The 5,745-nt window shown below is 41.8% G+C and carries 15 protein-coding genes; 9 read left to right on the top strand and 6 right to left on the bottom strand.

All coding sequences use genetic code 11. The annotated features are described in order from the left end of the window. Nucleotides 1-153: 153 nt before the first annotated feature. The 4 genes from QT974_RS30140 to QT974_RS30125 all read left to right on the top strand — a co-directional run bounded on the left by QT974_RS30140 (nt 154) and on the right by QT974_RS30125 (nt 1,416). Nucleotides 154-351 carry a hypothetical protein gene (locus QT974_RS30140; protein ID WP_333472058.1) on the top strand — a complete coding sequence of 66 codons (198 nt, stop codon included), beginning with the start codon at nt 154-156 and terminating at the stop codon, nt 349-351. 10 nt (nt 352-361) lie between these two features. Further along, nucleotides 362-727, top strand: a complete 366-nt coding sequence (locus tag QT974_RS30135) for a hypothetical protein (protein WP_333472057.1) — start codon at nt 362-364, stop codon at nt 725-727. 5 nt (nt 728-732) lie between these two features. Continuing rightward, nucleotides 733-1,050 (top strand): RNA-binding protein, encoded by a 318-nt coding sequence (locus QT974_RS30130; protein WP_333472056.1) that lies wholly within the window; start codon nt 733-735, stop codon nt 1,048-1,050. A gap of 87 nt (nt 1,051-1,137) precedes the next feature. Beyond that, nucleotides 1,138-1,416: a ribbon-helix-helix domain-containing protein gene (locus QT974_RS30125; protein ID WP_333472055.1), complete on the top strand. Its 279-nt coding sequence runs from the start codon at nt 1,138-1,140 to the stop codon at nt 1,414-1,416. On the opposite strand, the gene QT974_RS30120 is transcribed toward QT974_RS30125, so the two are convergent. From QT974_RS30120 to QT974_RS30105, 4 genes are read right to left on the bottom strand one after another with little or no spacing between them, the layout of a single operon-like run. After that, nucleotides 1,404-1,748 carry a type II toxin-antitoxin system PemK/MazF family toxin gene (locus tag QT974_RS30120; protein WP_333472054.1) on the bottom strand — a complete coding sequence of 115 codons (345 nt, stop codon included), beginning with the start codon at nt 1,746-1,748 and terminating at the stop codon, nt 1,404-1,406. The genes QT974_RS30125 and QT974_RS30120 overlap by 13 nt on opposite strands. Continuing rightward, the gene (locus tag QT974_RS30115) at nt 1,748-1,954 is read right to left on the bottom strand and encodes a hypothetical protein (protein WP_333472053.1); all 207 of its coding nucleotides are present in this window, start codon (nt 1,952-1,954) and stop codon (nt 1,748-1,750) included. Before QT974_RS30115 ends, QT974_RS30120 begins: the two co-directional genes overlap by 1 nt. Before the next feature lie 59 nt (nt 1,955-2,013). Continuing rightward, complete coding sequence (locus QT974_RS30110; RefSeq protein WP_293177285.1) at nt 2,014-2,133, bottom strand: type II toxin-antitoxin system HicB family antitoxin; 120 nt, start codon at nt 2,131-2,133, stop codon at nt 2,014-2,016. A 53-nt stretch (nt 2,134-2,186) separates the two neighbouring features. Continuing rightward, nucleotides 2,187-2,684, bottom strand: coding sequence for a hypothetical protein (locus tag QT974_RS30105; RefSeq protein ID WP_333472052.1), 498 nt, complete (start codon nt 2,682-2,684; stop codon nt 2,187-2,189). A gap of 194 nt (nt 2,685-2,878) precedes the next feature. On the opposite strand from QT974_RS30105, the gene QT974_RS30100 reads away from it, so the two are divergent. Next, entirely contained in the window at nt 2,879-3,199 is a 321-nt protein-coding gene (locus QT974_RS30100) for a hypothetical protein (RefSeq protein ID WP_333472051.1), read from the top strand. A gap of 200 nt (nt 3,200-3,399) precedes the next feature. After that, nucleotides 3,400-3,609, top strand: coding sequence for a hypothetical protein (locus QT974_RS30095; RefSeq protein WP_333472050.1), 210 nt, complete (start codon nt 3,400-3,402; stop codon nt 3,607-3,609). Nucleotides 3,610-3,748: 139 nt separating this feature from the next. Here the strand turns inward: QT974_RS30095 and QT974_RS30090 are convergent, their stop codons facing one another. Beyond that, the gene (locus tag QT974_RS30090; RefSeq protein WP_442933225.1) at nt 3,749-4,198 is read right to left on the bottom strand and encodes a PIN domain-containing protein; all 450 of its coding nucleotides are present in this window, start codon (nt 4,196-4,198) and stop codon (nt 3,749-3,751) included. Beyond that, complete coding sequence (locus QT974_RS30085) at nt 4,195-4,494, bottom strand: hypothetical protein (protein WP_333472049.1); 300 nt, start codon at nt 4,492-4,494, stop codon at nt 4,195-4,197. The genes QT974_RS30090 and QT974_RS30085 overlap by 4 nt, the downstream gene beginning before the upstream one ends. 222 nt (nt 4,495-4,716) lie before the next feature. Here QT974_RS30085 and QT974_RS30080 point away from each other — a divergent pair, with 222 nt between their 5' ends. The 3 genes from QT974_RS30080 to QT974_RS30070 are packed head-to-tail and all read left to right on the top strand — an operon-like array spanning nt 4,717 to nt 5,592. Further along, a complete protein-coding gene (locus QT974_RS30080) occupies nt 4,717-4,899 on the top strand; it encodes a hypothetical protein (protein ID WP_333472048.1) in 183 nt (60 codons plus the stop codon). A gap of 14 nt (nt 4,900-4,913) precedes the next feature. Continuing rightward, on the top strand, nt 4,914-5,261 hold the full coding sequence (locus tag QT974_RS30075) for a DUF433 domain-containing protein (protein WP_333472047.1): 348 nt from the start codon (nt 4,914-4,916) through the stop codon (nt 5,259-5,261). Beyond that, nucleotides 5,245-5,592: a DUF5615 family PIN-like protein gene (locus QT974_RS30070; protein ID WP_333472046.1), complete on the top strand. Its 348-nt coding sequence runs from the start codon at nt 5,245-5,247 to the stop codon at nt 5,590-5,592. The genes QT974_RS30075 and QT974_RS30070 overlap by 17 nt, the downstream gene beginning before the upstream one ends. Nucleotides 5,593-5,745: the final 153 nt, after the last annotated feature.

The following is a 5,745-nucleotide window of genomic DNA, read 5'->3' as shown; positions in this document are numbered from 1 at the left end:
ACTAATAACTTATATGCGGTCATGCTTCTTCAGGCTTCAAAAGTGAGATGCACCCTTTGGTATAATGTGATGGCGAAGGTCGGTGATGTCGATCGATGCTATATAATTAGAGCAAACACGTAAACAAATATTACGAAAAAAAATTGCTTACTCATGAAAATTGCCGAACTCAAGATAGCAGTAAAGCAACTTCCACAGAATGAACTCGCAGAGTTTGTCGAATGGCTTGAAGAGTTCCAAGAATCTCTTTGGGATCGGCAAATCGAAGAGGATCTGAAAGCAGGCAAATTTGACCCCTTGATTCGACAAGCAGAACAAGCATTTAGTGAAGGAAAGTGTAGGGAGATTTGAAGCATTTTACATGGAACCTAGTCAGTCACAATCCCCCCAAATCATTACGATTTACAAAGCACCTCAAAAACGCAAAGGTCAGAAATTACTGAAAGAGGGATTTCAACCAGTCGATTTTCCCTACAATCCTCCTTATGTCGATGGAAATTGCTATTTTGCCGGCCCCAACGATCGAAGTATTGCAGAAGAGTATAATCAAAGCTATAAAGAAGGGATACTGGAGGTTTCAATTGATAAGTCAAGTTATGAGCAGTATTTCAAGTCGCTGGAATATCGCTATGATGAGAAAGACGGTTACGAGCGAATTGAGGTAATTGTACATCAACGCTTGTTTGCCATACTCAACCAATTTCCACGAGTCCTCAAACCACAGTGAATATTATGGATAGTCAAAGCTGGGAACAAATTAAGTTAAAGTACAGATTGGGGCAGTTTTTGCTGGGTAAAGTTGAATATCATGCTCCCTTTGGAGTGTTTGTTAATATTGGTGAAGATGGTGTCAAAGGTTTGATTAAAATTCCAGACTTTTTGGATGAGGGAGAGATGAGTGAAGAGATGTATCCTGAAATCGGTAGTGCGATCGGTGCAATTATTGTCGGATATAACGAGGCTAATTGTGCCGAAGTGTATCTTAGTGCGAAGCCTAGTGTTTTGCATGAAATTCTTGTGCCGCTGAGAAGTCGTCCGGTGCTGGTTTGAAATAATTAGGTATGCTAATTTTACAGCTCGCCAGTTTCAAAGATCGATCGATGCGATATAATTAAAGTAAACGGGTAAATCAATACTATGAGCATTACTCTGACGAAAACCCAAGAGATATTCATTCAGACTAAACTGCAAACTGGTAAATATGGCTCTGCCGAAGAAGTGCTGGAAGTTGCTTTGCGATTGTTAGATGAGTACGATCGCGCCGATCGCCAGTCGATCGACTCTGTGCGAGTTAAGATAGATGCTGCTGTTGCCATATCGAAACATACTCCACCGATTGATGGCGAAACTTTTATTGCAGGGATTTGCGATCGTTTCCGGCAAGCGCGCGAGACTCAACAACCCTATACTAATTGAAATGCTTGTATTATAGTTGCATTCAATTGCTGCATTTGCTGACTTCCTAACTCGCCCAATCGTCTCACTATTAATCTCTGTTCAAGACTGACAATCCGAGTCACTCTAACTTTAGAAGATACTCTTAATCCCGTGCTAGAAAATTCTGGTTCTGAAGCATTTAAAGCAAATTCATCTAAACTTAGGTTAGTGACATTTTGCGAAGAAATGAAGCAGATAGTAATTTCATCTATGGTTGAACTTGCCCACAGCACTAAAGCCGGACGTAACTTTTTCTGACTCAAATCTGTAAAGGGAAATTCAGCTAAAACAATATCTCCTTTTTTTAGCACTAAATTGGCTCTCCATCTTCAAGGGTATAAATATCAGGTTCATCTTGCAGGAATTGAAATGCTCCTCCGCTTTGGGCTAACTGGGTTATTTCCACAGTAGAAGGATAGGGGATGTTACTAAATAGTTTTGCTTTGATTAGCAATTGCTCTTCTTCAGAAAGTGTCTGGATGATTTGTACTAAGGATTCAATGAGTTTTGTGTTCATAGCTGAAAATATTTGGGGATATTTTATTTTAGTTCACTAAGGCAACCTTCGATTGCGACCTAGAGGTTTTGCAACAGTTCCTCGAAGGTTTCTCCCTCTGTTGCACAACCAGGAATAGCAGGAACTTCTGCCCAGAATCCGCCTTCTTCTGCTTCGTGGATGATAATTTTGATTTTCAATTGATTCTCCTAATTTATTTTCAAAACTTACCTCTTTATTACTGTACCAGACTTTACTCCTCCAAGTCCACCTGCTTAACCTGCTCTAAAGGTATATCTAGCGCTTCTGCAATTTGCTCGTCGCTCAAGCCAAACTGCCGTAATTTATCAATTGTTTCAATCTTAGTTTGATTTTTGCTTTCCTCCTGCAAGTCGGTAGTTTCCGGTGGACTTTGATATGGGGTAGGAGTGGAGGGATTAGAACAATTGTTGATGTAGTTAATACCAATAATTTTTTGATTATTTTTATTGCCAAGAGTTGTTATATTCTGATTTATATGCCGTTCTAGGACGGATTCAAGATTACTTTTCTTAACTTGTTCACCAAAGACTTCAGATAACATTTGCAAAAGCTCGTGACTAGCCTTTTTAACGTGCTGGGAGCTATAATCATGAGTTTCTGCCACGTCAGCATATCTTTGACGCTTCAGTATTCCTGCGATAATCCCCCGCTGCAAGTTATTTAGATGTTTGCCTGTCTTGGCGCAGACAGCTTCATCGACAAATTGCAATATCTGAGGACTGTCCATAGGTGGGATGGTGGGATAATTTTAGTTACTATAGCAAACTTTTTCCCACTTTTTCCAACTTTTTTGGCTTCGCGTCGGATTTTTAGGAAGTTCCCACTTTTTCCAACTTTTTTTCCTTTACAGGATTTGTGCGATCGGTCTACTGTATAAAATATTACTTGAGTAGGAGATCAATTGTGAAAACCAAAATTAATGAGGGAACCTTAAATAATCTGCCAGAGAGTCTGCAAATTGCACAAAAAGCGATTGAGACTGAAGAAGTGCAAGACATTATCAAACAACTTGCCAAATACAATCTTGGGGTATGTATGCCACATATGCACACAAATAACAACGGATTTGTAGAACTACCAAAGGATATGATTCAAGTGGAGCGGCAGTTAGTCACTTCTTTCGTTCATTCCTCAGAGGTAGACGATCGAACCATGATTCCGGTTGTTTGGAGGTACATTGATGGTGTAGTTGTAAGTGCTTCAAGCTGTAGAATGTGTGAATAATTCTCAAAGTGCGATCGCCCTTACCAAAAAACTAAGTGCGATCGCCCGCAACTACCACATCGTTTCAACATTAGTAATATCATACCGCGCGATCGCATTTTAGTTGCGATCGCGCCAATCTTTGTGAAACTCCCCTAAAAGTTGCAATTACTGCGTTGACCTGCTACCGTTAAGATAGACGCATCGTAGGAAAACAACCGATGACACTAACAGAATTACTCCCTACCATTAGACAACTTTCTGCGATCGAGAAACGAGAGTTAATCCGCATTCTAATGGCGGAAGAGGATATCACTGAGGATATTTTTCCTTTGGAAGCTTACAAGATTTACTACCTACCAACGCCCTACGATACTTTTGGTGCTGGTGCAGCTTTAATGCAGGCAATAAAGCTGGATAACAACAATTAAAATTGAGTTCGATATTGAAACGAAGCGTTAATATCCACCATAATTTATTTGCAGTGTAGTATGGAGCTAGATATCGATCGCCCTAACCAAAAAAAACAAGTGCGATCGCCTTTCTGATTCATGGCTCATCACCATCGCATCACGTTGACAACAAACCTTTTCCTACAATATCTCGAATTCCTGTAACAAATTCTGCTGGAGTTTGAATGATTAACCCGCTTTGTGCAGCAACTTCGGCCGTAAAATCTTTGGTATTTAAGCTCAACAGGCGATCGACATTTTCCAGAACAGCGGCCGCTAAAATCGGGGTATCTTTAGCTTCAATAACAGCCGCCCACCGCGATGATTCTTCGAGAGATGGCTCGGGTTGAATTTCGGGGTTGATAGCAGCTAGCAACTCTGTAAAAATTGGCATAGCCGCAGGTATTTTTTTGCGTATATTCCGATCGCATTCCTCCAAAACTTGGTCAGATACAACCAACTTGAAAAGACCTATTTCTGCCATTGTCAGCACAGCACGACTAGCTCCTGTTCGCGATCCGCATCCGGCAATTAACACGCTGGAGTCTGCAAATATCCTACGCATCAAGACTGTTTCTCCTGCCAAATCGCCTCTCGCTCCGCTTCTAAACCAGCCAATAAATCAGTCAAACCCACATTTTCACTTTCCATAATCGTTGCAATCCGATCGATTAGTTGGGGAACTTGAGGTTGTTTGGGAGCAAGCACGATCAGATTACCTATTTGGAGTAGCACCAGCATATCTCCCCGATCGACCTTGAGAGCATCTTGCAATAACTGGGGAATGGTAATTTCCCCTCCCTGTCCCAGAAGAATCGGGAATTGTTGAATTTCTACATCCGTTTCTTGTGAAGTTATTGTCACGACTTTAACCTCAGCCTTTTGTGTTGAGTTTTTAAGATTCTTTATTATAGCAATGTTGGGGCATTTTTTGCTAAACTCCCCCTGGAAGTTGCAATTACTGCGTTGACCTGCTACCGTTAACATAGACGCATCGTAGGAAAACAACCGATCGCACTAACAGAATTACTCCCTACCATTAGACAGCTTTCTGCGATCGAGAAACGAGAGTTAATCCGCATTCTAATGGCGGAAGAAGAGATAGGTGATGAACGCGCGTGGCAGGCTCAATTTGAAGCTACAACAGACACTCAGTGGGATAGTCTAGCTGAGATAGTACGTCAGGAAATTGCTGCTGGCGATATTACCCCTCTAACTCAAATTTTCCCTCAAAGTCATATCGAAGTTCTGATACAATTCAGACAGTAAGCGTTAAGGTTGCCATGACATTAGTAGTTATAGCTGAACCTGCACCCCTGCAAACTAATGCTGACGGTGTGGTGCGAGTGGGTAAAACTCGCGTAACTTTGGATACCGTAATTGCAGTGTTTAAGCAGGGAACAACCGCAGAGGAAATCGTTTATCGTTATCCGTCGCTGAGATTGGCTGACGTGTATGCCACCATCGCCTTTTACCTCAATCACCAGCAGGAAGTCGAAACATATTTGCAGCTTCGACAGCAACAAGCACAAGAGATTCGCAAAATGAATGAGGCAAGGTTTGATCCGCAGGGATTGCGTGACAGATTGCTGGCCCGTCAACAAGAGCGATCGCATGAAATTCCTAGCTGATGAAAACTTTGACAATACAATTGTTAGAGGTTTGATGCGTCGCAAACCAGACATTGACATTGTTCGCGTCCAAGATGTGGGCTTATCCGGTGAAGATGACCCAATAGTCCAGGAATGGGCAGCCCAAGAAGATCGGATTTTGTTGACTCATGATGTTGCTACGATTACGCGCTATGCCTATGAACGTATGGCCGCAGGTAAGCCAATGTCAGGAGTTGTTGAAGTTACCTTCGATGCACCAATTGGTAGGGTAATTGAGGATATTCTGATCCTTCTGGAGTGCAGCCTTGAGGGAGAATTGGCAGGACAAATTCAGTATCTCCCTTTATGATGCAACCATAGCTCAAACAACGGGACTCAGCATTCAGGATGTGCGGAATTTGCGATCGCAATAAAATTTATTTGGAAAAGCTCGATCGCCCGTCAAATGGGGTGCATCTGGTTTTGGAAGCCTGAAGAAGCATGACCGCATATAAGTTATTAG

This window comes from Microcoleus sp. BM001215392, assembly GCF_036700185.1.
Taxonomy (GTDB): Bacteria; Cyanobacteriota; Cyanobacteriia; order Cyanobacteriales; family Microcoleaceae; genus Microcoleus.
This window is presented reverse-complemented; position numbering and strand designations above follow the sequence as displayed.

What these genes read in the sequence shown, in the direction of transcription:
- QT974_RS30080 (WP_333472048.1), top strand. Translation starts at nt 4,717, where the DNA reads ATGGCGGAAGAAGAGATAGGTGATGAACGCGCGTGGCAGGCTCAATTT.
- QT974_RS30135 (WP_333472057.1), top strand. Translation starts at nt 362, where the DNA reads ATGGAACCTAGTCAGTCACAATCCCCCCAAATCATTACGATTTACAAA.
- QT974_RS30070 (WP_333472046.1), top strand. Translation starts at nt 5,245, where the DNA reads ATGAAATTCCTAGCTGATGAAAACTTTGACAATACAATTGTTAGAGGT.
- QT974_RS30095 (WP_333472050.1), top strand. Translation starts at nt 3,400, where the DNA reads ATGACACTAACAGAATTACTCCCTACCATTAGACAACTTTCTGCGATC.
- QT974_RS30140 (WP_333472058.1), top strand. Translation starts at nt 154, where the DNA reads ATGAAAATTGCCGAACTCAAGATAGCAGTAAAGCAACTTCCACAGAAT.
- QT974_RS30075 (WP_333472047.1), top strand. Translation starts at nt 4,914, where the DNA reads ATGACATTAGTAGTTATAGCTGAACCTGCACCCCTGCAAACTAATGCT.
- QT974_RS30130 (WP_333472056.1), top strand. Translation starts at nt 733, where the DNA reads ATGGATAGTCAAAGCTGGGAACAAATTAAGTTAAAGTACAGATTGGGG.
- QT974_RS30115 (WP_333472053.1), bottom strand. Translation starts at nt 1,954, where the DNA reads ATGAACACAAAACTCATTGAATCCTTAGTACAAATCATCCAGACACTT.
- QT974_RS30125 (WP_333472055.1), top strand. Translation starts at nt 1,138, where the DNA reads ATGAGCATTACTCTGACGAAAACCCAAGAGATATTCATTCAGACTAAA.